Genomic DNA, 26,093 nt, shown 5'->3' with positions numbered 1-26,093 from the left:
GGTGAGCCCTCAGGCGGCCCGGGCCGAGCCCGATCCAAGCTGGCGTACCAGCCGCTGCGACAGGTGGGCCAGCGAACGGGACTGGGCCAGGTCGATCGGCCAGCGGTCGACCTCCGAGCCGGCGGAGAGAAGCAACGTCTCATTGACGCCCTGACTGAGCGCATCGAGTCCGGCGAGTACCCACCGGGAGTGAAGCTGCCCTCCGGCACCGAACTCTGCGCAGAGTTCGACGTGTCCCGCCAAGTGGTGCGCTCCGCCATCGACTGGCTCAAGGCACGCGGGCTCGTCGAAGGCGCACCCGGCGCCGGGGGCTTCGTCCGCCCCCACTGATTCGTGCGCTTGCCTTTTCGGAATCTTGGAGAGTTGTCGTTCGCCTGGAACGGCAAGTCTCCAAGATTCCGGCTCGTTGACGAGGAGGGTCAGTAGCGCACCGAAATGCCCCGCACGGCGGCGTCGACTCGAATTTCGCCGCCGTACGGGATGATCACCTGCGGGTCGGTGTGGCCGAGGTCGACGTCGAAGACCACCACCGGGTCGTCGGCGTACGGGGCCAGCGCCGCCAGGATCGCCTCCCGCTGCGCCTCGGCCCAGGCCCGCCGCTGCTCCGGCGTGTGCGGCTTGTCGAAGTCCCACGCCTTGGGCCGGCCGACCACGATCGCCGGGAAGCCGGCCAGCAGCCCGCGCTCCCCCAGGTTGCGCACGATGCGGAAGACCTCGGCGGCCGAAGGCAGCTCCTCCGACGTCTCCAAGACCAGCACCGACCCGGCCAGTTCCGCCGCCGACGGCACCCGATCGGCGGCCATCAGCCAGTGCAGGATCTCCAGGTTCCCACCCCAGGTGCGGCCCTGCACCACGGACGCCGGCCCGTGCCACCGCCAGCCCTCGCCGGGAAACATCACCGGCTCGTACGCCAGCGTCGCCGGGTCCCGCCAGTCGTTCGGCTGGTCGCCCCACTCAGCGGCCGGGGTCAGCTCGTACCAGCCGGAGGTGAACAGGGCGGCGCGCAGCGAGTCGAAGGTCAGCGGGTGCGGCTTGCCCGACCGGCCAAGGTGGACCAGCACCGATCCGCCGTGGTAGGACACCATCCCCAGCCCGTACAGGTGGTTGAGGATGTTGGTGTTGTCCGAGTAGCCGTAGTACGGCTTCGGGTTGGCCCGCAGCACCTCGTCGTCCAGATGCGGGGTGACCGTGATCAGGTCGTCCCCGCCGACGGTGGCGAGCACGGCGGTGATCGTCGGATCGGCAAAAGCCGCGGTCAGATCGCGCGCCCGGTCCCGCGGGTCGGCGCCCAACTGCCGGGTGGTCGGATACTCCACCGGCTCCAGCCCGAACTCCTCGCGCAGCCGGCGCAGCCCCAGCTCGTACACGTGCGGAAAGAGGCCGGGCAGGCCGGCGGAGGGTGAGACGACCGCGACCCGGTCGCCCGGCCGGGGCTTCGGCGGATAGCTGGGGTTGCTCATGATCGGACGGTATCGGGCCGGGCCAGCGATTTCCGCCCCAAAAACCCCCACGGGACCGTCCCAGAGTGTAGATCATCACGCCGTCCCCCTCCTGTCAGCCGACCGAACGCGGATACGATCCAGGGAGTCGGACAGCGCTGTCCTTCGTACTCTCGTAAGGAGCGCACCCGTGACCGACCAGCACGACCACGACGGCCCCGACGCCGCGCTGCGCGCCGACATCCGCCGCCTCGGCACACTGCTCGGCCAGACCCTCGCCCGGCAGGAGGGCCGACCGCTCCTCGACCTGGTCGAGGAGATCCGCACCCAGGTCCGCTCCGACGCCCCCGCCGCCGCACAGCGCCTCGCCGGGCTCGACGTCACCACCGGCACCAAGTTGGCCCGGGCCTTCTCCACCTACTTCCACCTGGCCAACATCACCGAGCAGGTGCACCGGGCCCGCGACCTGCGCCGGCGCCGGGCGATTCACGGTGGCTGGCTGGACCAGGCGGCCCGGATGATCGCCGAGCGCGGGGTGCCGGCCGAGGAGATCGCCGCGGTGGCCCGCCGGCTCGCGGTACGCCCCGTCTTCACCGCCCACCCGACCGAGGCGGCTCGCCGGTCGATCCTCTCCAAGCTGCGCGCCGTCGCCGACGAGCTGGACGCCGAGACCGCCAACGCCATCCTCTACGGGGCCAGCGACGAGGGCCCGGCCAACCGGCGCCTGGCCGAGCTGCTGGACCTGATGTGGCAGACCGACGAGCTGCGGTTGGACCGGCCCGACCCGACCGACGAGGCCCGCAACGCCATCTACTACCTGCGCGACCTCTACGCCGACGCCGCCCCGCAGGTCCTCGACGACCTGGCGGACACGCTGCGCACCCTGGGCGTGGAGACCTCACCGACCGCCCGCCCGCTGACCTTCGGCACCTGGATCGGCGGCGACCGCGACGGCAATCCCTTCGTCACCCCGGCGGTCACCCGTGAGGTGCTGCGGATCCAGCACGAGCACGGCATCGCGGCCACCGAGAAGGCGATGGACGCGCTCATCAGCGAGGTCTCCGTCTCCCGCCGCCTGCGGGCGGTCTCGCTGGACCTGTCCGCCAGCCTCGCCGCCGACCTGGACGCGCTGCCCGAGGTGGCACCCCGGTTCCGTCGGGTCAACGCCGAGGAGCCCTACCGGCTCAAGGCGCGCTGCGTGAAGGCGAAGCTGGCCAACACCCGGGAGCGGCTGCGCACCGGCACCGTGCACATGCCGGGGCGCGACTACCGCGGCTCGGCCGAGCTGATCGCCGACCTGGAGTTGCTGCGCGCCTCGCTGGCCCGCAACTCCGGGCAGCTGACCGCGGTGGGCCGGCTCGCCTCGACGATCCGTACGGTTTCCGCGTTCGGGCTGCACCTGGCGACCATGGACGTCCGTGAGCACGCCGAGGCCCACCACGCGGTCCTGGCCCAGCTCTACGCGGCGGTCGGGGAGGTCTCCGACTACCCGTCGCTGAGCCGGCTGGAACGCACCAAGCTGCTCGCCGACGAGCTGACCGGCCGCCGGCCGCTCTCCACCCTGGACACCCCGCTCACCGAGCCGGCGCGCAAGACGTTCGACGTGTTCGGGGCGATCCGCGAGGCGCAGGACCGATTCGGCGCCGAGGTGATCGAGTCGTACATCATCTCGATGACCCTCGGCGTGGACGACGTGCTCGCCGCGGTGGTGCTGGCCCGCGAGGCCGGTCTGATCGACGTGCACAGCGGTCGAGCCCGGATCGGCATCGTGCCGCTGCTGGAGACCCCGGCGGAGCTGAACGCCGGCGGCGAACTGCTGGACGAGCTGCTGTCCCTGCCGGCCTACCGGGCGCTCGTCGCGGCCCGTGGTGACGTGCAGGAGGTGATGCTGGGCTACTCCGACTCCAACAAGGAGGCCGGCATCACCACCAGCCAGTGGTCGATCCACCGGGCGCAGCGCGCGCTGCGCGACGTGGCCGCCCGGCACGGCGTGCACCTGCGGCTGTTCCACGGCCGGGGTGGCACGGTGGGCCGGGGCGGCGGGCCCACCCACGACGCGATCCTGGCCCAGCCCTACGGCACGCTGGACGGCGCGATCAAGGTGACCGAGCAGGGCGAGGTCATCTCCGACAAGTACACGCTGCCCGCGCTGGCCCGGGAGAACCTGGAGCTGACCGTGGCGGCGGTGCTCCAGGCGACGCTGCTGCACACCGCGCCCCGGCAGCCGGCCGAGATGCTGGAACGCTGGGACGCCACCATGGACGTGGTCTCCGAGGCGGCGTTCCGGTCGTACCGGTCGCTGGTCGAGGACCCGGACCTGCCGGCCTACTTCTGGGCCTCCACCCCGACGGAGCTGCTTGGGGCGCTGAACATCGGCTCTCGGCCGGCGAAGCGGCCGAACACCGGCGCCGGTTTGTCCGGGCTGCGGGCCATCCCGTGGGTGTTCGGCTGGACCCAGACCCGGCAGATCGTCCCCGGCTGGTTCGGGGTGGGCTCCGGCCTGGCCGCGGCGCGGGCCGCCGGCCTGGCGGACGTGCTCGCCGAGATGCACCGCAACTGGCACTTCTTCCGCACGTTCCTGTCGAACGTGGAGATGATGCTGACCAAGACCGACCTGCACATCGCCCACCGGTACGTGGAGACGCTGGTCCCGAAGAAACTGCACCCGATCTTCGACCAGATCCGGCAGGAGTATGAGCTGACCAAGCAGGAGGTGCTGGCGGTCACCGCCTCGCCGGCCCTGCTGGACGGCTCGCCCGTCCTGCAGCGGACCCTGGCCGTGCGGGACACCTACCTGGAGCCGCTGCACCACCTCCAGGTGGCGCTGCTGCAGCAGTACCGCGACTCCGGCGCCGCCGGCCGCTCGGTGTCCACCGCGCCCGGCGGACGCCGCGGCCCCAACGACGGTACGGCCGTGCTGGAGCGGGCACTGTTGACCACGGTGAACGGCATCGCCGCCGGCATGCGTAACACCGGCTGAATGTAAGGAAGGGCCCCCTGTTAACGCCTGGCGTATAGCAGGGGGCCCTTATTAACGCTGGTGCCAGAGGTCGGCCGCGGTCACCAGTCGCCGCCGCCGAAGTCACCCCCGCCGAAGTCGCTCCCGCCGCCGAAGTCGCCCCCACCAAAGCCGCCGAAGCCGCTGCCGTAGTCACCACCACCGCTGCCAGAGTCACCGCCGCCGGCACCCGGGTTGTCGCCCTGGTAATCGGCGAACTGGTTGCCGCCGAAGTCGTTGCCGCCCTGGTCGCCGTAGCCCTGGCCGTCGCCGAAGCCGTCCTGGAAACCCTCCTGATAGCCGGCCTCGTAACCGCCCCCGTGGCCGTGGCCCGGATCGGCGAAGGCGGGCGAGAAGAGCGCGTCGGCGATGAGCATGCCGCCGACCACGCCGACGCCGGCACCGAGCGCGGTCTTCCACCACGGCGTTGAATACCAGCCGGCCGGCACCGGCCGTCCCTGCAGGTTGCCGCCGGGGTAGTAGTAGGGCGTCTGGTTCCCCGGCTGCGGGCCAGCCCGGTAGGTCTGTCCCTCCACAGTGACCTCGCGCTCCTTGGTGAGCATCCCGGCATTCCGGGCGGCGGCCAGCTGCGGCAGCTCCGGCCCCGGGTCGATGCCCATCGCGGTCCGCGCCGCCCGGATGTACGCCAGCCCCTCCAACGCGGTCTCCCGGGCCAACGTGCACTGGTGCGGGGTGCGCGCCTGCTCCAGCTGAGAGCCGGCCGCGTTGTACCGCTCGCCCGCGTCGGCCAGCGCCTGGCGTACCGCCGGGGCGTCGCCGTGCAGGTTCATCAACTGCCCACCGAGACGCTCGTACCAGCGTTGCGCCTCGGCCCGGGCGTCGGCCAGCTCGCTGGCTTGCCGGGATTTGCTTCCCCCACGCCAGAACACCAACGCACCTCCAAGCATCAACACCAGGACGAGGCACAGCATGTTTCTCATGACTCGACCGTACCTATGAAGGTCACGTCGCACCCATTTGGCAAGCTTCCGAATGTGACGACCTTCGCGACGCTGGCCGTGGTGATCATTTGTCTCGCCGCCGGCGGTGCGGTGGGCTGGCTGGCCGCGCGGGCCCGGTCGGCGGCCGAGGTCGCTCGGCTGGAGGCGACGCTCGCCGCCACTCGCGAGGGCGAGGGGCGGCTGGAGCAGTCGATGCGGGCGCTCAGCTACGAAGCGACCGCGCAGTCCCAGGAGGCCGTCGCACGGGCGGTGGCGCCCCTGCACGACACCCTCCGGCGCTACGAGCAGCGCGTCGCCGAGCTGGAACGCGACCGGGTCGACGCGTACGCGGAGCTGCGTGAGCAGGTGCGGTCGATGAGCACGGTCTCCGGCGAGCTGCGTACCGAGACCAAGCAGCTGGTCGCCGCGCTGCGTGCCCCGCAGGTCCGCGGCCGGTGGGGCGAGCACCAGCTCCGCCGGATCGTCGAGGCTGCCGGGCTGCTGGAGCACTGCGACTTCAACGAGCAGGTCACCGCCGCCACCGACCACCAGGGGGTACGCCCCGACCTGGTGGTCCGGCTGCACGGCGGCCGGACGGTGGTGGTCGACGCCAAGGCGCCCTTCGACGCGTACCTGACCGCGATGGAGGCGCGCGACGAGCGGGGGCGGGACACCCACCTCGACGCGCACGCGCGGCACCTGCGGGCCCACGTGGACGCGCTGGCCGCCAAGTCCTACTGGGCCGCGTTCGATCAGTCCCCGGAGTTCGTAGTGCTCTTCGTACCGGCCGATCCGTTCCTCGACGTGGCGTTGCAGCGCGACCCGATGTTGCTGGAGCACGCCTTCGCCCGCAACGTGGTGCTGGCCACGCCGGCCACCCTGGTGGCGCTGCTGCGCACCGTGGCCTACTCCTGGCGACAGGAGGCGCTGGCCCGCAACGCCGCCACCGTGCACACGCTGGCCCGCGAGCTGTACGGGCGGCTGTCCACCCTGGGCGACCACGTCGGCAAGCTGGGCGCGTCGCTGGGCGGGGCGGTGACCGCGTACAACCGGGCGGTCGGCTCGCTGGAGGCGCGGGTGCTGGTCAGCGCCCGCAAGCTCGCCGAGCTGGGCGTCTCCGACCAGGAGCTGGCCGCCCCGGCGCAGGTGGAGGTGGCGCCCCGCCAGCCGCAGGCCCCCGAGTTGCAGCCGGGGGACGGTGACCCGGCGTCCACACCGATCGATTGACCACCGGACATCGACAGGAGCCCCACTCCCGGGGGTGGGGCTCCTGCCCCTCGGGTCAGGCGGGTTTGACGGCCTCCACGACGAAGGGGGTGCCCTGCTGACAGGTGGTCATCAGATCCGGCTGGGCATGGCCGGTGACGGTCACCCGGGCACCCGGCTTCAGCGCCTCACGCGGGCCACCGACCAGCAGGTTGCCGTCCAGCAGCAGGCAGCTCGGCTCCACGCCGGCCTGCACGGTGCCGGTGAGCGTGGTGGTGCCGGGTGACGCCGATGCCGGGCCGGTGGGGGCCGTCGGGTCACTCGGGGTGGCACTGGGATTGGGGCTGGACGCGCTGGCCGCCGGGCCTCCCGTCGAGCCGGGGCTGGCGCAGGCTGCCAGCGTGACGCAGGCGAAAAGGGCGACGAACACCCTCCGAGGAGTCTTCATGAGCGGTTGGACGTACCGGATGACGAATCCGTTCCGGCGGGTCAACGGCGGACCGCCGCGGCGGCCTTCATGTCCCGCTTGAGCTCCTGCGGCAGCGAGAAGGTCAACCGTTCGTTGGCGGTGACGATCTCCTCGACATCGGCGAAGCCCCGCTCCCCCAGGTGTGTGAGCACCTCCTGGACCAGGTCGTCGGGCACGCTGGCGCCGGAGGTGACGCCGACCGTACGGGCGTCGGCCAGCCAGGCGTCGTCGATCTCGTGGGCGAAGTCGACCAGGTGCCCGGCGCGGGCGCCCGCGTCCAGGGCCACCTCGACCAGGCGTACGGAGTTGGACGAGTTGCGCGAGCCGACGACGATCACCACGTCGCAGTCCGGGGCGATCTCCTTCACCACGTGCTGCCGGTTGGAGGTGGCGTAGCAGATGTCGTCGCTGGGCGGCGACTGGAGCAGCGGCAGCCGCTGCTTGAGCCGGGCCACGGTCTCCAGGGTCTCGTCGACCGAGAGGGTGGTCTGGGAGAGCCACACGACCTTGTTCGGGTCGCGCACGGTGACCTGGTCGACGCTGTCCGGGCCGTCCACGAGCTGGATGTGCGCGGGTGCCTCCCCGGCGGTGCCGATGACCTCCTCGTGCCCCTCATGGCCGATCAGCAGGATGTCGTAGTCCTCGGCGGCGAACCGGCGGGCCTCCTGGTGCACCTTGGTGACCAGCGGGCAGGTCGCGTCGATCGCCTTGAGCGAACGCGCCTTCGCCTGCTCGTAGACCTCGGGGGCCACGCCGTGCGCGGAGAAGATGACGGTGGCGCCCTCGGGCACCTCCTCGTTCTCCTCCACGAAGATCGCGCCCTTGGCCTCCAGCGTCTGCACCACGTGCTTGTTGTGCACGATCTGCTTCCGCACGTAGATCGGGGCACCGTAGAGCTTCAACGCCTCCTCGACGGTCTGCACCGCCCGATCCACCCCCGCGCAGTAACCGCGGGGCTTGGCCAGGAGCACACGCTTACCGGTCCGGGGAGTCGTCTCAACCTCAGTCACCCAACCATCGTACGTGCCCAGCCTTCCCCTTCCTCCCGCCCGAGCCCCGTCGATCATGAAGTCGGCGGCGGCACGGGAGATCGACATCGCCGCCAACCTCATGATCAACGGGGTCGGGTCGGGGGTGGGCCGTAGGGTGGGCGGGTGAGTGTGGGTGGGGTGGGGCGGAGCACGTCGGAGGAGCCGTGGCCGGTCCGGGTGGTCAGCCAGAAGATCGGCGCCTGGATCGCACGGCTGGGCTGGGTCTGGGTGGACGGGCAGGTGGCGCAGATCAGCCGCCGCCCCGGCGCGACCACGGTTTTCCTCACCCTGCGTGACCCGTCGGCCGATCTCAGCCTGACCGTCACCACCAACCGGGACGTGCTCGACGCGGGCGCGCCGGAGCTGCGTGAAGGCGCCCGGGTGGTGCTGCACGCCAAGCCCGAGTTCTACGCCGCCCGGGGCACGCTCAGCCTGCGCGCGGACGAGATCCGCCAGGTCGGGCTCGGCGAGCTGCTGGCCCGGCTGGAGAAGCTCAAGAAGCTGCTCGCCGCGGAGGGGCTCTTCGACCGGGCTCGCAAGCGCCGGCCGCCGTTCCTGCCCGGGCGGATCGGGCTGATCACCGGCCGCGCGTCGGCCGCCGAGCGGGACGTGCTGACCAACGCCCGGCGGCGCTGGCCGGCGGTCGAGTTCCGCACGGTCAACGTCGCGGTGCAGGGGCCGAGCGCGGTGCCGCAGATCGTCGACGCGCTGAAGGTGCTCGACGCCGACCCGACCATTGACGTGATCATCATCGCCCGGGGCGGCGGCGGCATCGAGGACCTGCTGCCCTTCTCCGACGAGGCGCTCTGCCGGGCGGTGTTCGCCTGCCGTACGCCGGTGGTCAGCGCGATCGGCCACGAGACGGACACACCGCTGCTGGACTACGTGGCCGACGTGCGGGCGTCGACGCCGACCGACGCGGCGAAGCGGATCGTGCCCGACCTCACCGAGGAGGTACGACTGATCGGCCAGGCCCGGTCCCGGCTGGAGCGGGCGGTACGCAACCTGGTCGACCGGGAGCAGCACCGTCTCGACCTGCTCCGCTCCCGGCCGGTGCTGGCCCGTCCCCAGGTGATGATCGACCAGCGGGCCGCCGAGGTGGCCGCGCTGCGCGACCGGGCGGGCCGCTGCCTCGGCCACCGGCTCGGCGCCGCCGCCGACGACCTGCGACACACCCTGGCCCGGCTGCGCGCTCTCTCCCCCGCGGCGACGCTCGACCGGGGATACGCGATCGTCCAGCGTGCCGACGGCCAGGTGGTCCGCGCCGCGGCCGAGGTGGCCAAGGGGGACCCGCTGCGGGTACGCCTCGCCGAGGGCGAGCTGACCGCGACGGTCGACGGCTGAGGACCCTGCAACGAGGATGGATGCGATGAGTGACGAGAAGAAGGACGAGCAGCTCGGCTACGAGCCGGCCCGCGCCGAGCTGGCCGCCGTGGTCGAGCGGCTGGAGGCCGGCGGCATCTCGCTGGCGGAGTCGTTGGCGCTCTGGGAGCGCGGCGAGCAGCTCGCCGAGATCTGCCAGCGCTGGCTGGACGGCGCCCGAGCCCGGATCGACGCCGCCCGCGAGCGCGCCGACGCCTGACCTGGGGCGTTCGGGCAGTCCCCCGTTGGTTCCGGACGAATGGCCCGCGTCGGGTGGGGAAGGCGGAAGCCGTCCCCACCCGCGCCGGATCAGCCCTTGAACATCTCGTAGACCTGGTCGGACGCCTCGACGACCTGGGCGGCCGGCGGCGCCTGGATGGCGGCGGCGGAGCCGTACTCGTACGTGACGGTCAGGGTCTGCGCCTCGGTGCCGCCGGCGGCGGGCACCTGGACGGCCAGCTCGGTCAGCCGGCCCTGCGCGTCGACCTTCGCGGTGAACGGCACGGCGCTGGCCTGGTCGCCGAGGGCCTTGATGGTGTCGGCGTCGAGCAGGTCGGCGTCGGTCGCCTTGGTGGTGTCGATCGTGCCCTCGTACGTGCCCTCACCGGTCTGCTTGACGTCGGTGATCGCCTTGATCATCTTCTCGGCGCCGGCCGGGTCGACGTCGGAGAAGTCGAAGTTGAGCTCCTTGGCGGTGCCCTTGAGCTTGCTCCGGTCCAGGTGCTGGTACTTGCCCTTCATCGCCTTGAAGCCCGGAACGACGTCGGCCATCGGCCCCGCGAGCTCCAGCTTGACCCAGCTGTCGCCGTCGATGAAGACCAGGTCCATGGTCATCGACAGCTCGTCGGCGGCGGTCTCCACCTTCATCTCGGCGCTCTTCGACGGCAGGTGCACGGTGCCGCCGCCGTTGATCTCGCCGCCCTTGATCGTGAAGGCGAATTCGCCCTTCTGCAGCTCCTTGGTGGAAGCGGCCAGCGCCTCCTTCGGGTCCGCCGGCTTCTCTGCAGCGGCGGAGGTGCTGGCGGCGGTCGGCGAGCCGGTCTCGTCCTTGCAGGCGGCCAGACCGGGGACGAACAGGGCAGCGGCGAGAACGCCGGCGCTCCACCGTCGAATGTTCACGTTTTTTACCTTTTTTCCGTCGCTGTCCGGACACGTCACACGCGCCCTCGGGCCGGGGCAGCCTAGCGGACCGGTCTGACTATTCGGGCCTTCGGGAGTAAAGCCGCTCAGCGCAGCGCGGTGGCCAGCTGGCGCAGCTCGTCCTCCCGAGCATCACCGATCACGATCACGGTACGGTTCGCCTCCAGCAGGACGAGAGCATGCTCGTTGCTCCGGGCGGTGTACTGCTGCCAGGTCCCGCCGGGCAGGTCGGCCGGACCCTGCGGCTGGCCGCCGGCCAGTTCGGCCGGCAGCAGCTTGTCGGCGGGCACGTTGCTCTCCACGAGCTGCGCCCCACGCCCCTGCGGGGTCAGATAGCCGATCCGCAGCGTCGCGCCGCCCTCCTCGGCCCGGTAGCGGGCGCTCACCGTACGCCAGTCCGAGCCCAACCCATCCGGCTGACTGACCGGGAAGGCCCCCTCCGACCGGGCCAACTCGACCGCGGACGCCGGGTCGACGGTGGTCGGCTGCTCGCCGTTGAGGAAGCCTCGATAGAAGGCGAGCAGCAGGGCGATCGGAACCAGCAGCACCAGCAGCGACAGCGCCATGTCCTTCAGCGAGCGCTCCGAGCGCGCCCGGGCGCTGCTGGCGGGCGACGCCGGCCGGTCGCCGGAGGCGGCCGGGCGGCCGTCGGTCGGGGTGGCGTCGGTCGGTACGCGGTCGGCAGGCTGTACGGCTTCCACCTGCCCATTGTCGCAGCCGTCCGGGTGACCTGATCCGGGCCTCCTCCGCCCCGCCCCGGCGCGGGACCCGCCATCGTGTGAGGATCAACGGCGAAGCCGGCGGCGGCGACGCCGCATCCCGCCGGTCCACCCCGCAACGCCGCGAGGAGGAGCCGCCATGACAACACCCAGCACGCGGACGCCCCAGAACCTCGACCGCAACCTCGCTTTGGACCTGGTCCGGGTCACCGAGGCCGCGGCGATGGCCGCCGGCCGCTGGGTCGGCCGGGGCGACAAGGAGGGCGGCGACGGTGCCGCCGTCGACGCCATGCGCAAGCTGATCAACTCGATCCCGATGCGGGGCGTCGTGGTGATCGGCGAGGGCGAGAAGGACAACGCCCCGATGCTCTTCAACGGCGAGGAGGTCGGTGACGGGACCGGTCCCGAGGTGGACGTGGCGGTCGACCCGATCGACGGCACCACGCTGATGAGCAAGGGCATGCCCAACGCCCTCGCGGTGCTCGCGGTCGCCGAGCGCGGCGCGATGTTCGACCCGAGCGCCGTCTTCTACATGGAGAAGCTCGCCGTCGGCCCGGCGTACGCCGACGTGGTCGACATCAACGCCGGGGTGGCCGAGAACATCCGGCGGATCGCCAAGGTCAAAGGGGCCGACGCGGCCGAGGTTACGGTCTGCGTGCTGGACCGGCCCCGGCACGACGACCTGGTGAAGCAGATCCGGCGGACCGGGGCGGGCATCCGGTTCATCTCCGACGGCGACATCGCCGGCGCCATCGCGGCGGCTCGCGGCGAGTCGGACGTCGACGTGCTGATGGGCATCGGCGGCACCCCGGAGGGCATCACCGCCGCCTGCGCCCTGAAGTGCATGGGCGGCATGATGCAGGCCAAGCTCTGGCCGAAGGACGCGCAGGAGCGGGAGAAGGCGCTCGCCGCCGGGCACGACCTGGACCGGGTGCTGTTCACCGACGACCTGGTCACCGGGGACAACTGCTTCTTCGTAGCCACCGGCGTCACCTCCGGCGACCTGCTGCGCGGCGTGCGCTACCGGGCCGGCGGGGCGTACACCCAGTCGATCGTGATGCGCTCCAAGAGCGGCACGATCCGGGTGATCGACTCGTACCACCGCTTGGAGAAACTTGCCCTCTATTCGGCGGTCGACTTCGACGGCCGCCCCCTCGCCGAACAGGAGTGAAGGAGGGGCCCCTGTTAACGCCCCGGCCGCTCGCGCAGGGCCGCCACCGTCTCCTTGATCGCCTGGTCCAGCGGGGTCGGCTCGATCCCAAGGGTGGCGGTGGCGGCCGTGGAGTCCATCACGAACGGCCGGTCGAACTGGTAGGCGGTCTCCCGCAGCTCGCGGGCCATCGGGTCGGCGAGGCCGCCGAGCCAGAGCACCGGGTAGGGCATCCGGGTCAGCTTCGGTGCCGGCGCGCCGACCAGGGCCGCCGCGCGGGCGGCCAGGTCCCGCATCGGCACGGCCGGCGCGCTGGGCACGTGCCAGGCGCGTCCCCAGGCCCGCTCGTCGGTCGCGGCGGCGACCAGGGTACGCGCGACGTCCGGGATGTACGTCCAGGTGTGCGGGGCGTCCCAGTTGACCGGCAGGAAGGCCCGCCGCCCGGCGAGCACCCGGGGCAGCACCATCATCGCCAGCGAGGTGCCGCCGACGCCGAAGTAGTCGGAGCCGCGTACCTCGGTGACCCGGGCCCGGCCGGCCTGGTGCGCGGCGAGCGCGTCGGCCCACATCCGGATCCGCACCCGCCCCTTGGTGCCGGTCGCGGCCAGCGGCGTCGCCTCGGTCATCGGGGCGTCGACCGGCCCGTACCCGTAGAGATTGCCCACGGTCGCGAGCACCGCGCCGGTCCGCTCGGCGGCGGTGAGCAGCGCGGCGGCCAGCGGCGGCCAGTCGATCGGCCACCGGTGGTACGCCGGGTTGGCGCAGTTGTGCAGGGCGACCGCGCCCTCGGTCAGCGTGGTGAGCCGGGCGGCGTCGGCGGCGTCGGCGGCGATCCGCTCGACGGCGGGATGGTCGGGTCCGGTGCCGCGGCGGGTCACCACCCGCACCCGGTCGCCGCGCTCGGCGAGGAGGCGGGCGGTGGCGGTGCCGACGGGTCCGGCGCCGACGATCACGTGTAGGGCCATGGGGAGCCATCCTTCAAAGCGGGAATCCATTCCGAGAGCACCGCTCTCGCAGAGCAAGCATGCGCCCTTGACCACCCTGTCGTCAAGAGCGATGCTCTCGGTTTGGATCGGCGCACTCATTCGTGGCAGAGTGGGGACATGGTCGCTCCCTCACTCCGCGCCCGGGTCCGCGCCGGGATGATCGACGAGATCAAGGCGGTGGCCCGTCGCCACCTGGCCAACGACGGCGCGAACCTGTCGCTGCGCGCGGTCGCCCGCGACATGGGCATGGTCTCCTCCGCGATCTACCGCTACTTCCCCAGCCGGGATGACCTGCTCACCGCGCTGATCCTCGAGGCGTACAACGCGCTCGGCGACGCGGTGGAGGCGGCCGACGCCGCCGTCGACCGGGCCGACCTGCGCGGACGCTGGCACGCCACGTGCCGGGCCACCCGGTCCTGGGCGCTGGCCCACCCCGCCGAGTACGCGCTGCTCTACGGCAGCCCCGTCCCCGGCTACGCGGCCCCGGACGACACGGTCGCGCCGGCGCAGCGCCCCCCGCTGACCCTGGTCGGAATCCTCCGCGACGGCGTCGCCGACGGCCGGCTCCAACCGCCCGCCGACGAGCTGCCCGAGCCGCTACGGGCGGACGTCGCCGAACTCGGCGCGCTGCTATCGGTCGACCTGCCGCCGGCCCTGCTGGCCCGGGGCATGGCCGGCTGGACCCAACTCTTCGGGCTGATCAGCTTCGAGCTGTTCGGCCGGATCAACCGGATGCTGCCGCACCGGGACGAGTACTTCGACCACCAGACCGCCCTGATGGCCGATCTCATCGGCCTGTCCAGCGCCGGATAGCACGTATTGCCGCACACCGCCAGTCGCCCGTCCGGTCCGCGCACCGCGAAGCCGTCCCGGCCGTTCGCGACCGGGGATCGGGTCTCAACTGCCGTCGGAGGAGTGCCCGGGGAAGAGGTGAGCGGTCGGGTCGATCGCCACGGCCGCGTTGTTCACCGCCGTGGCGGCCTCACCGAAACCGGTGGCGATCAGCCGGACCTTGCCCGGATATTCGGTGATGTCCCCGGCCGCGAAGACCCGGGGCAGGTTGGTGGCCATGCTGCTGTCGACCACGATGTGCCGACGGTCCAGGGTCAGCCCCCACTCGGCGAGCGGCCCGAGGTCGGCGGTGAAGCCGAGCGCGGCGACCACAATGGTTGCCGGCACCTCCTCCACCACCCCACCGCGTACGGTGAGCTCGGCGCCGGTGATCTGGCTGTCGCCGTACAGCCGGGTCACCTCGGCGTTGACGACCACGCGGACGGGCAGCGCGCCCACCCGGGCGACGGTCGAGGCGTGGGCACGGAACCGGTCCCGCCGGTGCACCAGGGTCACCGACCGGGCGATCGGCTGGAGCGTCACCGCCCAGTCGAAGGCCGAGTCTCCGCCGCCCACGATGAGCACGTCCTGGCCGGTCAGCTCGGCCGGCTGGGGTACGAAATAGACGATCCCGGTGCCCAGGAAGCCGTCGGCCACCGGCAGTGGCCGGGGCGTGAAGCTGCCCAGCCCGCCGGTCACCACCACCGCGCCGCAGCGCAACTGCTCGCCGCCGGCCAGGCCGAGCACCGGCCGCCCGTCGAGGTGGGTGAGCTTCTCCGCCCGGGTGCCGAGCAGATATTCCGGGTGGAACGGGGCCGCCTGGGCGACCAGGTTCGCCACCAGCTCCCGCCCTTTGATCGCGGGGAATCCGGCGACGTCGAGGATGAGCTTCTCCGGGTACATGGCGGTCACCTGACCGCCCGGCTCGGGCAACGCGTCGACCACCGCCACCGAGAGGCCCCGGAACCCGGCGTAGTACGCGGCGAAGAGCCCAGCCGGACCGGCCCCGATCACGGCGACATCGACCTCGCGCATGGCGTACCGTCACTTTCGCCTTGATTCACGCGTGCTGATGCCGACGGTAGGCGGGCCAAGGCCGCTGGGCAAGCACGTCCCGCGGACGCGCCGACGCGCGGTCAGCCCAGGGGGACCGTCGGCGCCCCGGGCCGCTCCGGTGCCGGCAGGCCCACCCGGCGGCGGCGGAACACGATCGCCGCCACGATCCCGCCGAGCAGCCCGAACAGGTGCCCCTGCCAGGAGACGCGCTCGTCGCTCGGCAGGATGCCGATCAGTTGCCAGCCGTAGAGCAGGCCGACCAGCAGCACCACGCCGAAGTTCCACCAACTCCGTTCGACGATGCCCCGGGTGAGCAGCATGCCGAGGTAGCCGAAGATGACCCCGCTGGCACCGACCACCACCGAGTTGGGCGAACCGGTGAACCACACCCCGAGGCCGCTGACCAGGATGATGACCAGGGTCGACCAGAGGAAACGGCGGGTGCCGGCGGCCAGGACGAAGGTGCCGAGCAGAATCAACGGGATGCTGTTGCTGTAGAGGTGGTTGAAGTCGGCGTGCAGGAACGGCGAGAAGATCACGCCGTCGAGCCCCTGGATACGGTGCGGGATGATGCCGGCGTTCACGGCCAGGTTGGCGTTCAGGCCGACATCGAGCGCCTCGATGAGGAACAGCACCGGCACGACCGCGCACATCGCGACGAAGGCCCGGCCCAGTGCGGCGTAGAACGCCTCGGTGCCGAACCGGTGAGGATCGCCGCCCGTCGGGCCATCGCGCCAGGTCACCTGTCAACAGCTACCAGCAATCCGGGCCGGCCGCCACTCGTGTCCCGGCCGGATCGCCGCATCCGATGGTGGGGCGTGCGGATTTCCGCCCGCCCCACCGCCGTCAGCGTCCGATCAGTACCAACCGGTGTTCTGCGAGTGTTGCCAGGCACCGCACGGGTTGCCGTAGCGGCCCTTGATGTAGCCGAGACCCCACTTGATCTGCGTGGCGGGGTTGATCTTCCAGTCGTCCGCGACCGAGGCCATCTTGTTGCCGGGCCGGGCCTGCGGGATTCCGTACGCCCCGGACGGGTTGGCGGCCTTGTGGTTCCAGCCGCTCTCCCTGTTCCAGAGCAGGTTCAGGCAGGGGAACTGGTCGATGCCGAAGCCCTGGTCCATCATGACCGCGCAACCGATCTTCCGGTTGCCGCTGTACTGATTGCAGGAGGACGGGATCGGCCCGTCGTACGGCTTGGCCGCGGCCTCGGCCGCCAACCGCTCCTTCTTGCGTGTGGCGGCCGCCGCCTCGGCCTTGCGGGCCCGCTCAGCGGCCTCCTTGGCCGCCGCCGCCGCGCGCAGCTTCGCCTGGTATTCGGCGGCCCGCTGCCGGGCCGACTCCACCTGGTGACTGGCCTGCCGGTCGCGCTGGTACGCGTACTCGGCCCGGTCGACCTGCAGCCCGAACTGAGCGGTCAGGCCCTGTTGCTGGGTCTGTCGGTCTTCGCCCAGGTAGAAACCGCCGGCAACGCCCACGGAGAGCAGCGCGACAGCGGCCGTACGGGCGCCGAACCGGCTCCACAGCCGACTCACGAAGTGGTCCCTTCGTCGGGGTCAAGGACACGACGCGACGTCGGCCGTCCGGGGCCGCGCCGACGCCGTGAGCGCCCCGGCCCTCACCGTCGCACCGGCGCCCGTGGCCCTCGGCCCGCAGGTGGCGAACGATGCTCGACGATGTTCCTGGTGCTGAGGTGCTCGATGGACACGATTGCGCACAGTGAGGCGGATGGGAAACCAAGGGAGCCAATTGTGACCTGCACCACAGCCCAAAAGGCTATGAAGAGGGACAAAACTGGCGTCAGAGCGGTGCGTCCTCCAACAGGTCAGTGACCATCGCGGCGATCGGAGAACGCTCCGAACGGCTGAGGGTGACGTGCGCGAAGAGAGGATGACCCTTCAACGCCTCGATCACTGCGGTCACCCCGTCATGCCGCCCCACCCGCAGATTGTCCCGCTGCGCCACATCGTGGGTGAGCACCACCCGCGACCCCTGCCCGATCCGGGACAGCACGGTGAGCAGGACGCCCCGTTCCAGCGACTGCGCCTCGTCCACGATGACGAAGGCGTCGTGCAGACTCCGACCGCGGATGTGGGTCAGCGGCAGAACCTCCAGCAGGCCGCGGGACGTGACCTCCTCCAGGACGTTCTCGTGCACCACCGCGCCGAGGGTGTCGAAGACCGCCTGTGCCCAGGGGGACATTTTCTCCGACTCCGAGCCGGGCAGGTAGCCGAGTTCCTGGCCGCCGACGGCGTAGAGCGGGCGGAAGACGATCACCCGCTTGTGCCGGCGGCGCTCCATCACCGCCTCCAGGCCGGCGCAGAGCGCCAGGGCCGACTTCCCGGTGCCGGCCCGGCCACCCAGCGAGACGATGCCGATCGACTCGTCCAGCAACAGGTCCAGCGCGATCCGTTGCTCCGCCGAGCGACCGCGCACACCGAACGCCTCCCGGTCGCCGCGGACCAGCCGTACGGTCTTGTCGGGCTGCACCCGGCCGAGCGCCGAACCGCGCGCCGAGTGCAGCACCAACCCGGTGTGGCAGGGCAGGCCGGCGGCGGCGTCGAGGTCCAGCGACTCCCCCGCGTACAGCCGGGCGATCTCCTCGTCGGCCAGCTCCAGCTCGGCCATGCCGGTCCAGGTCGGGTCGCTGGCCTGACCGTGCCGGTACTCGTCGGCCCGCAGGCCGACCGACGCCGCCTTCACCCGCAGCGGCATGTCCTTGCTGACCAGGGTGACGTCGCGCCCGTCGGCGGCCAGGTTGAGCGCCACGGACAGAATCCGGGCGTCGTTCGAGTCGGTGCGGAAGCCGGGCGGCAGCACCCCGTCGTCGGTGTGGTTCAGCTCGACCCGCAGGGTGCCGCCCTGGTCGTTGGCGGGCACCGGTCGGTCCAGCCGGCCGTGTTTCACCCGCAGCTCGTCCAGGATGCGTAGCGACTGGCGGGCGAACCAGCCCAGCTCGGGGTGGTGCCGCTTTCCTTCGAGCTCGGTGATGACCACCAGCGGCAGCACCACCTCATGCTCGGCGAAGCGGTGGAACGCCGCCGGGTCGGAGAGGAGAACCGACGTGTCCAGCACGTAGGCCGGGCCGGCTGGTCGGGGCTCCTCGGTGCCGGCGGCCGCGGCGCGGCGGCTGCGGGGGGTCCGGCGGGTCGTGGCAGTCGCGGCCGGGGTCTGGTCGGCACCAGCTTGGGTACGGCGAGTCGTCACAGGCCTGCTCCGCGGGTGGGCACCCGGCCACCCGTGTTCCGCCTCGTCCGGTGCCCGGTTGGACACGGGGTCGGATGCGGGCCCCGTGCGCGAGGTCGCAGGTCCGGGCTCTCCGGTTGGCTCGGGAAAACCCCGTGCCATGCCTAGACGCTAGTGCCCCGAAGCCCCGTCGACTAGTGGCGGGCGTGGATCTCACCTGACCGGGAGATGAACGGCGCGGCGAAACCGGCCGGGATGCATGCCCCCTGCGCGCATCCCGGCCGGCGGAGCCACCGTCACCGGTCTGACGTGGCTCCGACGGTGCGCGTCCGCCGCGGACGACACACCGTGTCCTGGGTGGGCGTCAGCCCGGCCACCGGACCAGGGTCCCGGCCTGCGGCCCGCCCGCCGCGTGGGTGGCTGCGCCGAACGAGGACCCGGTGTACGTGGTGCCTTGCCTGGTGGCGAGCCCGCCGAGCTGTGCGGTCGCGATGGCCCGCGAGGCCGGGCCGGACACCGGCCGGGCGGTCACCGCGGCGGGGGCGGCCGTACCGGCGAACGGGACCGTGGCGCGAGCAGCCGGGGCGGGGCGGGTGAACGCCGAGGCGATCACGGCCTGCGCGTCGCGTCGCCGTCGGTTCCAGGCGCCGCGGTCGCCGTCGAAGTATCCCTGTCGGTAGCCGAAGCGGTAGCCGATCCGGTAGCTGAGCTGCCCGTGCAGCCGGCCCGCCGCATAACAGCCGGAGCCGAGCATGAGCACGAGCAGGACGGCGAGGAGAGGGCTCATCCGGTTGCTCCCGCCGGCGTCGAGAAGGTCGTCGTGGCCCGCCGGGTCATCGCTCCTCCGGCTCGGCCAGGGGATCGACGACCAGCAGCTGGTCCAGGTCGGCGGTGCTGACCTCCTCGACCAGCTCGACGCTGATCCGGCAGCCGTCCAGGATCACCTCGGCGACCGAGGAGCGCCGGATCTCGCCGCCGACGTCGTAGACCCGCACGCTCAGCTCCGGGCAGCCGAGGTGGGTACGCCAGGCGTTCCACTCGGCCCGGTCGCCAACGCTCAGCGAGAGGTACCGGCAGCCCCGGGCCAGGTAGAGGCGCCACGGGGCGCTCAGCCCGGCGGCTACCCCCTCGGCGATCAGGCCGAAGGCCTGGGCGCGGGTCGCGAGCTCGGTCACGAGACCCCCTCGACGCCCGCAGCGTGACGCATGTGAGCACTTGTCGTCTCATGCACGTGACACAACGTAAGTTGTCTCATGGGCGTGACAGTATCAGCTTTTAGTCCGCGCACCGCCGTCCTTGCGTCCATCCAATCTGCCCAGGTGACACCCCTCATGAACAGTGCCGGATCGGTTGCCGACGATCCAGGGAAGCCGTCCCGTAAGCGTGACAGCAGCGTGCCGGGACGCCCCGGCGCGGCCGACTTCTCGTACGGTCACCGAGTGACCGAGACCGCCAACGCACGGAAGATTGCCTTCGCCACCTTCGTCCGGCACGCCCTGGCCGACGCGCGTGCCACCCGGGCCTGGAGCGGCACGGAGGTCTCCCGGCGCACCGGCGTCTCACGCCAGACCATCAACCGCTGGGTACGCGGCGACTGGTCCAGCGACCCGGAGGCGGAGCGGGTGGTCGCCTTCTGCGAGGGCCTGGGCCTCAACCCGGCGGCGGCGTTCAGCGCCCTGGGCTGGGATCGTGCCACCACCTCACGCACCGCCCCCGCCGCACCGCCGATGGACCCGGACGTCGAGGCGCTGCTACGCCGCCTGGTGGACCCGAACGTGTCGGACGCGGAGAAGTTCCACATCCGGGAAACCATCCGGTACCTCGCCTATCGCCCATCCCTTCCGGTTGACGCACGAAACAACACCAAAGAGGCGGGGTAGTTCCTCAGATAGCGAAAGAACGCGGGGGCAGACCCAATCGTTTCGCTTCGGGGCCGGAACGGGCACGCTAGCGTCCATTCGTACTGCTTGGGCTCGTCATCGGCGGGGGGACGGGACAAGGCCGAACCAAGCCCTGCGGGACAGAAGGAGGGTCTGTCCATGACCCTGAAATGGTCAGCAGTCGTGGTCGCGGTGGTGTCGGTGACATCGTGCGTGACCGGCAACGTGGTGGTCGGCGTGCTGGACGGGGGCCAGCTTCCCCTGGTCGTCAACCTCTTCGCGCTCATCACGGCCGGCACCGCGGTGGTCCTCGCCGTCACCGCCGAGCTGCACGACCGGCTCAACGACCGGGTCAGCGCGCTCACCGAGTTCCTGGTGGCGCGCCTCAACGAGATCGAGGCGAAGACCGGCGACCGGAACGCCGGTTTCGTGGAGGGCTACCTGCTCAACCACGGGCCGGAGGCGGCCGTCGTGCCGTTCGGGCGACGGGGCCGGGGAGCCGCCGAACGCTGACATCACGACGCCCGGGACAGCGCAATCTCGGCCACGAATACGCCCTCGTGTCCGGGGTACGCTGACGCGCGTGCCGCCGTTGAATCTGGGCAACCCGCAGCCGCAGACCCCGTTGAACGCCGAGCACGCGTGGCGCGCCACCGCGCCCCGCGCGGCCGACGTGGTGCTCTTCTTCGACTTCGACGGCACCCTCGCGCCCGTCGGCGACGACCCCACCACGGTCCGGCCCGCCCCGAAGGTGCTCGCCGCGCTGGAGGCGCTCGCCCCGCGCGTACGCCGGATCGCCATCGTCTCCGCGCGCCCGGTGGAGTTCCTCCGCGATCGTTTCGCCAGCCTTGCCGGCATCGACCTGTACGGGCTCTACGGTCTGGAGCACAGCCACTCCGGCGGCGAGATCGTCACTGAGCCGGCCGCCCTGCCCTGGATGCCCACCATGTCCGAGCTGGCCGAGCAGGCCCGCGCCGAACTACCACCCGGCGCGCTGGTGGAGTTCAAGCGGCTCTCCGTCGCCCTGCACTGGCGGACCGCCCCGCACCTCGGCGACCTGGTTCAGGAGTGGGGCCGGGCCCGGGCCGCGCGGCTGGGGCTGCGCTGCCAGGCGGGGCGCATGGTGCTGGAGCTGAAACCCCCGGTCGACCGAGACAAGGGGATGGTCATCGGCGAGGTGGTACGGGACACCGGCGGCGCCTGGTACTTCGGCGACGACGTCTCCGACATCAAGGCGTTCGCCGCCGTACGCGCCCGGTGCGCCGCCGACCCGGACTTCGTCGGCGTCTGCGTCGCCGTGGCCAACCCGGAGACCGGCCACGAGGTTGCCGAAGCCGCCGACCTCACCCTGGCCTCCCCCGCCGCCCTAGCCGACTTCCTCACCACGGCCCTCTCCCACCTCGGCGCCGATCATGGAGTTCCGGCACCCGGCAAAGGCTCCTGATACCGGCAAAATGGGCGCCACAGGTCCATGATCGACGTCACCGGGGTAGGCGGTCAGCTGCCGAAGCGGCGGTGGCGGGTGGCGTAGGAGCGCAGGGCGCGGAGGAAGTCGACCCGACGGAAGTCGGGCCAGTTGAGCTCGCAGAAGTAGAACTCGGAGTGCGCGCTCTGCCAGAGCATGAAGCCGGAGAGGCGCTGCTCGCCGCTGGTCCGGATGATCAGATCCGGGTCCGGCAGGCCCTTGGTGTAAAGGTGCTCGGAGATGTCGTCGACGTCGATCGTGTTGGCCAGGTCCTCGATGGTGCCGCCGGTCGCGGCGTGCTCCAGCAGCAGCGAGCGGACGGCGTCGGCTATCTCGCGCCGGCCTCCGTACCCGACGGCGATGTTGACCTGGGCACCGCCGCTGCGGTCCCGGGTGCGCTCCTCGGCGGCCTTGAGCGCCGCCGCGTGGTGCGCGGGCAGCACGTCGAGCGCGCCCACCATGCGCAGCCGCCAGGGGTTGCCCGCCTCGGCCAGCTCGGTGGTGAGGTCCTCGATGATCTGAAGCAGTGGATCGAGCTCGGCGGCCGGCCGGGAGAGGTTGTCGGTGGAGAGCAGCCAGAGCGTCACGTGGCCGACGCCCGCAGCGTCGCACCAGCGCAGCAGCTCCTTGATCCGCTCGGCGCCCATCCGGTGGCCGTCGTTCGGATCGACGAAGCCCATGTCCCGGGCCCATCTGCGGTTGCCGTCACACATGACGCCAACGTGCCGGGGCACCGGCTTACCGGCGAGCTTCGCAGTCAGCCGGCGCTCGTACACGGAGTAGAGGATTTTCCGCAGAGTCATCACTTGCAGGGTAACGACCCACGTTGAAGATCAGCGCCCCGGTGGCTGATGACACGACGGCGCCCGGTCGCGGCGCGACGTCAGACCCATTCCGATCATGCCGAGGCTACGCGCGTCGAGACGCCCGTCACCCAGTCCCAGCTCCACCAGGCTCCGGTAGACCCGCTCGTCCCCGCGTGCCGCGCGGATCGCCGCGTCCACCACCGTCCGCCGCCGGGCCAGCCAGGCGGCTGCCGAGCTGTGTCGCAGGTGCGTGCCGAGCCGGCGACGGAGCGTGTCGGCGTACCGGCGGGCCGCCTGGGCCGGCGCGTCGGCCGCCGCCGCGCCGGCCAGCGCTCCCGACCGCAGGGCGTAGAAGATGCCCTCACCGGTGAACGGATTGATCAACGAGAGCGCGTCGCCGGCCAGCACCACCCGCCCCCGCCCGGGCGTCGGCCGGTGTGTCGACAGCGGCAGGTGGTGGGCCCGCAGGTCGGTGACCGCGGCCGGGTCGGTGCCGGGCAGCAGGGCGGCCAGCCGGTCCAGCAGGTGTGCCCGGGTCAGCGGCTCACCCCGCAGCACCTCCCCGTACCCGACGTTCGCCCGGCCGTCGCCGATCGGGAACGACCAGGCGTACGCCGGCCAGCGCGGCGCCGAGGTGATGATGAGCTGCTCCGGCGGGCCGGGCGGTGCCGGGGCGTAGCCGCGGATGGCGAGCGCGAGGTGACGGTCCGGGTTCACCGAGTGGCCGAGCGCCCGGCGGAGCACCGAGCCGGCGCCGTCCGCCCCCACCACCGCCCGGGCGGCCAGCTCCCCGTCGAGCACCACCCGGTCGGTGCGCAGCTCCACCCGGCGTACGGTGTGCCGGCGCAGCTCCGCGCCGGCCGCGACGGCCGCCGTCACCAGCCGGGCGTCGAAAACCCGCCGGGGCACCGTGTACGCGGGCCGGGGCAGTGCCCGCGCTACCGTGCCGCCGCCCGGGGCCACGAGGCGCAGCGCGGGCAGCGGGGCATAGCCGTCGACCGCGCCGGCCACGCCCAGCTCGGCGAGGACGTCCAGCGCGTGCGCGGCGATCCCGTCCCCACACGCCTTGTCCCGGGGAAAGTCGTGCCGGTCCACCAGCAGCACCCGGGCTCCACCCCGCCGTGCGGCCAGCGCCGCCGCCGCCCCCGCCGGCCCCGCCCCCACCACCACCACATCCCACTCGTCCCCCACACCCCGCATCCTCCCCCACTCACCTCCTCCACCCCACCCGATCCGCATCGGTGATCATGAGGTTGGCGGCGATGTCGATCTCCACGACTGCGACCAACCTCATGATCAACACGGCGCTGGCTCGGGGCTGGCCGGCGAACGGCCGCCGAAGGCGGACGGCCGCCGGACCTGGGGGGTCGGCGGCCGTCCGGGAGGGGTCTGGGGCTACTTCTGCGGTTCCGCGTCCAAGCGGGCGCGGAGGGCGTCCAGTTCGGCCCAGAGGACGCCGGGGAGCTTGTCCCCGAACTTCTCGAACCACTCGGTGACCAGCGGCAGCTCGCTACGCCACTCCTCCGGGTCGACCTTGAGGGCGATCCGGACGTCCTCCGGGGTCATGTCCAGGCCCTCGACGTCCAGCGCGTCCTGGGCCGGGACCATCCCGATCGGCGTTTCGACGGCCTCGCCGCGGCCCTCGATCCGCTCAATGATCCACTTGAGCACCCGCGAGTTCTCGCCGAAGCCCGGCCAGAGGAAGTTGCCCTCCGGGTCCTTACGGAACCAGTTGACGTAGTAAATCTTGGGCAGCTTGGACTCGTCGCCGTCGACGCCCTTGCCCATCTCGATCCAGTGCCGGAAGTAGTCCCCGCCGTGGTAGCCGATGAACGGCAGCATGGCCATCGGGTCGCGCCGGACCACGCCGACCGCGCCGGAGGCGGCGGCGGTGGTCTCCGAGGAGAGCGTGGCACCCATGTAGACGCCGTGCACCCAGTCGCGGGCCTCGGTGACCAGCGGGACGGTGTCCCGACGCCGGCCGCCGAACAGGATCGCGTCGATCGGCACGCCGTTGGGGTCGTAGTAGTCGTCGGCCAGGATCGGGCACTGCGTGATCGGGGTGCAGAACCGGCTGTTCGCGTGCGAGGAGAGGCTGTCACTCTCCGGCGTCCAGTCGTTGCCCTTCCAGTCGATCAGGTGGGCCGGCGGCTCGCCCATGCCCTCCCACCAGATGTCGCCGTCGTCGGTGAGGGCCACGTTGGTGAAGACGGAGTTGCCGCGGTCCAGCGTCCGCATCGCGTTGGCGTTGGTCTTCCAGTCGGTGCCCGGCGCGACGCCGAAGAGACCGTACTCGGGGTTGACGGCGTAGAGGCGGCCGTCCGGGCCGAACCGCATCCAGGCGATGTCGTCGCCGATGGTCTCGACCTTCCAGCCGGGGATGGTCGGCTCCAGCATGGCGAGGTTGGTCTTGCCGCAGGCCGATGGGAAGGCGCCGGCGATGTGGTAGACCCGACCCTCCGGCGAGGTGATCTTGAGGATCAGCATGTGCTCGGCGAGCCAGCCCTCGTCGCGCCCCATCACGCTGGCGATCCGCAGCGAGTAGCACTTCTTGCCGAGCAGCGAGTTGCCGCCGTAGCCGGAGCCGTAGGACCAGATCTCCCGGGTCTCCGGGAAGTGGGAGATGTACTTGGTCTCGCTGCACGGCCAGGCCACGTCCTGCTGGCCGGCGGCGAGCGGGGCGCCGACCGAGTGCAGCGCGTGCACGAAGTCGGCGTCGTCACCCATCGCCGCCAGGATCTTCGACCCCATCCGGGTCATGATCCGCATCGAGGCGACCACGTACGGGCTGTCGGTGATCTCGACGCCGAACATGGGGTTCTTCGCCTCGACCGGGCCCATGCAGAACGGGATGACGTACATGGTGCGGCCCCGCATCGAACCCCGGTAGAGGTCCGTCATGGTGCGCTTCATCTCGGCCGGCGCCATCCAGTTGTTGGTGGGGCCGGCGTCCGCCTCGTCGACCGAGCAGATGAAGGTGCGCTCCTCGACTCGGGCGACGTCCGACGGGTCCGTCCGGGCGTAGAACGAGTTGGGCTTCTTCTCGGGGTTCAACCGGATCAGGGTGCCACTCTCGACGAGTTCGTCGGTGAGGCGACGCCACTCCTCATCGGACCCGTCCACCCAGACCACCCGGTCGGGGGTGGTCAGTTCCGCGACCTCACGTACCCAGGCGAGCAGTTTGGGGTGGGACGTCGGGGCCTGATCGATACCCCGAGCAGTAGCCGGAGCAACCATGTCACTTCTCCTTGTGGTCGACGCTGACCGATGTCTGGGAATGCACGAGTTCTGGCGAGCCAGTGCGTCGCCTTCGTGGAAACCTGGAATTGGGCTCAGCGTAAACCGGGCTGCCTCGCGAGTCAGTGGTACTGGTTGTGAAGAACTGCACAAGGTACGGCCACGCTGCGGCATCGCGATCTGATACCCGCTTT

General features: G+C 71.6%; 27 protein-coding genes. 10 read left to right on the top strand and 17 right to left on the bottom strand.

Annotation, left to right across the window (positions count from 1 at the left end):
- Positions 1-9: 9 nt before the first annotated feature.
- Positions 10-135 (bottom strand): hypothetical protein, encoded by a 126-nt coding sequence (locus tag ABZ671_RS09995; RefSeq protein ID WP_357854221.1) that lies wholly within the window; start codon positions 133-135, stop codon positions 10-12.
- Positions 136-189: 54 nt separating this feature from the next.
- Here ABZ671_RS09995 and ABZ671_RS09990 point away from each other — a divergent pair, with 54 nt between their 5' ends.
- Positions 190-330: a GntR family transcriptional regulator gene (locus tag ABZ671_RS09990; RefSeq protein ID WP_357854218.1), complete on the top strand. Its 141-nt coding sequence runs from the start codon at positions 190-192 to the stop codon at positions 328-330.
- Positions 331-419: 89 nt separating this feature from the next.
- Here ABZ671_RS09990 and ABZ671_RS09985 read toward each other — a convergent pair whose 3' ends face one another.
- Positions 420-1,460, bottom strand: coding sequence for a S66 peptidase family protein (locus ABZ671_RS09985; RefSeq protein WP_357854215.1), 1,041 nt, complete (start codon positions 1,458-1,460; stop codon positions 420-422).
- 169 nt (positions 1,461-1,629) lie between these two features.
- Here ABZ671_RS09985 and ppc point away from each other — a divergent pair, with 169 nt between their 5' ends.
- Complete coding sequence (ppc, locus tag ABZ671_RS09980) at positions 1,630-4,419, top strand: phosphoenolpyruvate carboxylase (RefSeq protein WP_357854212.1); 2,790 nt, start codon at positions 1,630-1,632, stop codon at positions 4,417-4,419.
- Positions 4,420-4,499: 80 nt separating this feature from the next.
- Here ppc and ABZ671_RS09975 read toward each other — a convergent pair whose 3' ends face one another.
- Positions 4,500-5,378: a hypothetical protein gene (locus ABZ671_RS09975; protein ID WP_357854209.1), complete on the bottom strand. Its 879-nt coding sequence runs from the start codon at positions 5,376-5,378 to the stop codon at positions 4,500-4,502.
- Positions 5,379-5,393: 15 nt separating this feature from the next.
- Here ABZ671_RS09975 and ABZ671_RS09970 point away from each other — a divergent pair, with 15 nt between their 5' ends.
- The gene (locus ABZ671_RS09970; protein ID WP_357854206.1) at positions 5,394-6,605 is read left to right on the top strand and encodes a DNA recombination protein RmuC; all 1,212 of its coding nucleotides are present in this window, start codon (positions 5,394-5,396) and stop codon (positions 6,603-6,605) included.
- Positions 6,606-6,660: 55 nt separating this feature from the next.
- Here ABZ671_RS09970 and ABZ671_RS09965 read toward each other — a convergent pair whose 3' ends face one another.
- Both ABZ671_RS09965 and ABZ671_RS09960 read right to left on the bottom strand, forming a co-directional pair.
- Positions 6,661-7,032, bottom strand: coding sequence for a hypothetical protein (locus ABZ671_RS09965; protein WP_357854203.1), 372 nt, complete (start codon positions 7,030-7,032; stop codon positions 6,661-6,663).
- A 41-nt stretch (positions 7,033-7,073) separates the two neighbouring features.
- Positions 7,074-8,063 carry a 4-hydroxy-3-methylbut-2-enyl diphosphate reductase gene (locus tag ABZ671_RS09960; RefSeq protein ID WP_357854200.1) on the bottom strand — a complete coding sequence of 330 codons (990 nt, stop codon included), beginning with the start codon at positions 8,061-8,063 and terminating at the stop codon, positions 7,074-7,076.
- Positions 8,064-8,261: 198 nt separating this feature from the next.
- On the opposite strand from ABZ671_RS09960, the gene xseA reads away from it, so the two are divergent.
- Both xseA and ABZ671_RS09950 read left to right on the top strand, forming a co-directional pair.
- Positions 8,262-9,428, top strand: a complete 1,167-nt coding sequence (gene xseA / locus ABZ671_RS09955; protein ID WP_357854350.1) for an exodeoxyribonuclease VII large subunit — start codon at positions 8,262-8,264, stop codon at positions 9,426-9,428.
- Between the two features lie 25 nt (positions 9,429-9,453).
- Positions 9,454-9,666, top strand: coding sequence for an exodeoxyribonuclease VII small subunit (locus tag ABZ671_RS09950; RefSeq protein WP_357854197.1), 213 nt, complete (start codon positions 9,454-9,456; stop codon positions 9,664-9,666).
- A gap of 89 nt (positions 9,667-9,755) precedes the next feature.
- On the opposite strand, the gene ABZ671_RS09945 is transcribed toward ABZ671_RS09950, so the two are convergent.
- Together ABZ671_RS09945 and ABZ671_RS09940 are read right to left on the bottom strand one after the other, a co-directional pair.
- On the bottom strand, positions 9,756-10,565 hold the full coding sequence (locus ABZ671_RS09945; protein WP_357854194.1) for a hypothetical protein: 810 nt from the start codon (positions 10,563-10,565) through the stop codon (positions 9,756-9,758).
- 107 nt (positions 10,566-10,672) lie between these two features.
- Positions 10,673-11,287 (bottom strand): DUF4245 domain-containing protein, encoded by a 615-nt coding sequence (locus ABZ671_RS09940; protein WP_357854191.1) that lies wholly within the window; start codon positions 11,285-11,287, stop codon positions 10,673-10,675.
- 157 nt (positions 11,288-11,444) lie between these two features.
- On the opposite strand from ABZ671_RS09940, the gene glpX reads away from it, so the two are divergent.
- Entirely contained in the window at positions 11,445-12,476 is a 1,032-nt protein-coding gene (gene glpX, locus ABZ671_RS09935) for a class II fructose-bisphosphatase (RefSeq protein WP_357854188.1), read from the top strand.
- Between the two features lie 14 nt (positions 12,477-12,490).
- Here glpX and ABZ671_RS09930 read toward each other — a convergent pair whose 3' ends face one another.
- Entirely contained in the window at positions 12,491-13,420 is a 930-nt protein-coding gene (locus ABZ671_RS09930; protein WP_357854185.1) for an NAD-dependent epimerase/dehydratase family protein, read from the bottom strand.
- A 138-nt stretch (positions 13,421-13,558) separates the two neighbouring features.
- Here ABZ671_RS09930 and ABZ671_RS09925 point away from each other — a divergent pair, with 138 nt between their 5' ends.
- Positions 13,559-14,254 (top strand): WHG domain-containing protein, encoded by a 696-nt coding sequence (locus ABZ671_RS09925; RefSeq protein WP_357854182.1) that lies wholly within the window; start codon positions 13,559-13,561, stop codon positions 14,252-14,254.
- 84 nt (positions 14,255-14,338) lie between these two features.
- On the opposite strand, the gene ABZ671_RS09920 is transcribed toward ABZ671_RS09925, so the two are convergent.
- From ABZ671_RS09920 to ABZ671_RS09895, 6 genes are all read right to left on the bottom strand, one after another.
- Complete coding sequence (locus ABZ671_RS09920; protein WP_357854179.1) at positions 14,339-15,307, bottom strand: NAD(P)/FAD-dependent oxidoreductase; 969 nt, start codon at positions 15,305-15,307, stop codon at positions 14,339-14,341.
- Between the two features lie 101 nt (positions 15,308-15,408).
- Positions 15,409-16,071: a rhomboid family intramembrane serine protease gene (locus tag ABZ671_RS09915; protein WP_357854176.1), complete on the bottom strand. Its 663-nt coding sequence runs from the start codon at positions 16,069-16,071 to the stop codon at positions 15,409-15,411.
- Positions 16,072-16,185: 114 nt separating this feature from the next.
- Positions 16,186-16,860 carry a lytic transglycosylase domain-containing protein gene (locus ABZ671_RS09910; RefSeq protein WP_357854173.1) on the bottom strand — a complete coding sequence of 225 codons (675 nt, stop codon included), beginning with the start codon at positions 16,858-16,860 and terminating at the stop codon, positions 16,186-16,188.
- Positions 16,861-17,125: 265 nt separating this feature from the next.
- Positions 17,126-18,532, bottom strand: coding sequence for a PhoH family protein (locus ABZ671_RS09905; RefSeq protein ID WP_357854170.1), 1,407 nt, complete (start codon positions 18,530-18,532; stop codon positions 17,126-17,128).
- Between the two features lie 343 nt (positions 18,533-18,875).
- The gene (locus ABZ671_RS09900) at positions 18,876-19,298 is read right to left on the bottom strand and encodes a hypothetical protein (RefSeq protein WP_357854167.1); all 423 of its coding nucleotides are present in this window, start codon (positions 19,296-19,298) and stop codon (positions 18,876-18,878) included.
- 46 nt (positions 19,299-19,344) lie between these two features.
- A complete protein-coding gene (locus tag ABZ671_RS09895) occupies positions 19,345-19,686 on the bottom strand; it encodes a hypothetical protein (RefSeq protein ID WP_357550857.1) in 342 nt (113 codons plus the stop codon).
- 264 nt (positions 19,687-19,950) lie between these two features.
- On the opposite strand from ABZ671_RS09895, the gene ABZ671_RS09890 reads away from it, so the two are divergent.
- The 3 genes from ABZ671_RS09890 (at position 19,951) to otsB (ending at position 21,835) form a co-directional block, all read left to right on the top strand.
- Positions 19,951-20,391, top strand: a complete 441-nt coding sequence (locus tag ABZ671_RS09890) for an XRE family transcriptional regulator (RefSeq protein WP_357854163.1) — start codon at positions 19,951-19,953, stop codon at positions 20,389-20,391.
- Positions 20,392-20,550: 159 nt separating this feature from the next.
- Positions 20,551-20,904 (top strand): hypothetical protein, encoded by a 354-nt coding sequence (locus tag ABZ671_RS09885; RefSeq protein ID WP_357854160.1) that lies wholly within the window; start codon positions 20,551-20,553, stop codon positions 20,902-20,904.
- Positions 20,905-20,974: 70 nt separating this feature from the next.
- Positions 20,975-21,835 carry a trehalose-phosphatase gene (gene otsB / locus ABZ671_RS09880; protein WP_357854157.1) on the top strand — a complete coding sequence of 287 codons (861 nt, stop codon included), beginning with the start codon at positions 20,975-20,977 and terminating at the stop codon, positions 21,833-21,835.
- Between the two features lie 53 nt (positions 21,836-21,888).
- On the opposite strand, the gene ABZ671_RS09875 is transcribed toward otsB, so the two are convergent.
- The 3 genes from ABZ671_RS09875 to ABZ671_RS09865 all read right to left on the bottom strand — a co-directional run bounded on the left by ABZ671_RS09875 (position 21,889) and on the right by ABZ671_RS09865 (position 25,899).
- Positions 21,889-22,659: an isoprenyl transferase gene (locus ABZ671_RS09875; protein WP_357854154.1), complete on the bottom strand. Its 771-nt coding sequence runs from the start codon at positions 22,657-22,659 to the stop codon at positions 21,889-21,891.
- Positions 22,660-22,689: 30 nt separating this feature from the next.
- On the bottom strand, positions 22,690-23,862 hold the full coding sequence (locus tag ABZ671_RS09870) for a geranylgeranyl reductase family protein (RefSeq protein ID WP_357854151.1): 1,173 nt from the start codon (positions 23,860-23,862) through the stop codon (positions 22,690-22,692).
- A 195-nt stretch (positions 23,863-24,057) separates the two neighbouring features.
- Positions 24,058-25,899: a phosphoenolpyruvate carboxykinase (GTP) gene (locus ABZ671_RS09865; protein ID WP_357854148.1), complete on the bottom strand. Its 1,842-nt coding sequence runs from the start codon at positions 25,897-25,899 to the stop codon at positions 24,058-24,060.
- Positions 25,900-26,093: the final 194 nt, after the last annotated feature.

Source organism: Micromonospora sp. NPDC006766, assembly GCF_040636055.1.
Classification (GTDB): domain Bacteria; phylum Actinomycetota; class Actinomycetes; order Mycobacteriales; family Micromonosporaceae; genus Micromonospora.
Note: the sequence above shows the minus strand (reverse complement) of the source record. Positions and strands in the feature narration are given on the sequence as shown.

Coding starts and splice junctions, on each gene's coding strand:
- ABZ671_RS09900 (WP_357854167.1), bottom strand. CDS start 19,298: ATGAGCCCTCTCCTCGCCGTCCTGCTCGTGCTCATGCTCGGCTCCGGC.
- ABZ671_RS09985 (WP_357854215.1), bottom strand. CDS start 1,460: ATGAGCAACCCCAGCTATCCGCCGAAGCCCCGGCCGGGCGACCGGGTC.
- ABZ671_RS09925 (WP_357854182.1), top strand. CDS start 13,559: ATGGTCGCTCCCTCACTCCGCGCCCGGGTCCGCGCCGGGATGATCGAC.
- ABZ671_RS09920 (WP_357854179.1), bottom strand. CDS start 15,307: ATGCGCGAGGTCGATGTCGCCGTGATCGGGGCCGGTCCGGCTGGGCTC.
- ABZ671_RS09885 (WP_357854160.1), top strand. CDS start 20,551: ATGACCCTGAAATGGTCAGCAGTCGTGGTCGCGGTGGTGTCGGTGACA.
- glpX (WP_357854188.1), top strand. CDS start 11,445: ATGACAACACCCAGCACGCGGACGCCCCAGAACCTCGACCGCAACCTC.
- ABZ671_RS09875 (WP_357854154.1), bottom strand. CDS start 22,659: ATGACTCTGCGGAAAATCCTCTACTCCGTGTACGAGCGCCGGCTGACT.
- ABZ671_RS09870 (WP_357854151.1), bottom strand. CDS start 23,862: ATGCGGGGTGTGGGGGACGAGTGGGATGTGGTGGTGGTGGGGGCGGGG.
- ABZ671_RS09865 (WP_357854148.1), bottom strand. CDS start 25,899: ATGGTTGCTCCGGCTACTGCTCGGGGTATCGATCAGGCCCCGACGTCC.
- ABZ671_RS09970 (WP_357854206.1), top strand. CDS start 5,394: ATGAAGGTCACGTCGCACCCATTTGGCAAGCTTCCGAATGTGACGACC.
- ABZ671_RS09950 (WP_357854197.1), top strand. CDS start 9,454: ATGAGTGACGAGAAGAAGGACGAGCAGCTCGGCTACGAGCCGGCCCGC.
- ABZ671_RS09975 (WP_357854209.1), bottom strand. CDS start 5,378: ATGAGAAACATGCTGTGCCTCGTCCTGGTGTTGATGCTTGGAGGTGCG.
- ABZ671_RS09930 (WP_357854185.1), bottom strand. CDS start 13,420: ATGGCCCTACACGTGATCGTCGGCGCCGGACCCGTCGGCACCGCCACC.
- ABZ671_RS09965 (WP_357854203.1), bottom strand. CDS start 7,032: ATGAAGACTCCTCGGAGGGTGTTCGTCGCCCTTTTCGCCTGCGTCACG.